This is a genomic window from Dactylosporangium aurantiacum (assembly GCF_000716715.1).
Lineage (GTDB): Bacteria > Actinomycetota > Actinomycetes > Mycobacteriales > Micromonosporaceae > Dactylosporangium > Dactylosporangium aurantiacum.
On record NZ_JNYJ01000209.1, the window covers coordinates 1 to 233 of the forward strand.

1 protein-coding gene is annotated in these 233 nt (G+C 70.0%); it reads right to left on the bottom strand.

The window, feature by feature from the left end:
- On the bottom strand, window positions 1-233 hold a 233-nt coding region (locus tag OP18_RS50940), incomplete at both ends, for a sigma-70 family RNA polymerase sigma factor (protein ID WP_033368085.1).

A 233-nucleotide genomic window follows, 5' to 3' on the forward strand; every position in this document is an offset into this window, starting at 1 on the left:
GATCTCCAGGCGCAGCTCCTGCAGGCGGCGGGGCACGCGCACGTCCCAGCCCTTGTCGCGGAAGTGCCGCTTCAGCTCGCCGACGATCATCGGGATGGCATAGCTGGTGAACGCGGCGCCGCGGGCCGGGTCGAAACCGTCGACGGACTTGATGAGGCCGAGGTTGGCGACCTGGACGAGGTCGTCGAACTGCTCGCCGCGGTTGCGGAAGCGGCGCGCGAGGTACTCGGCGA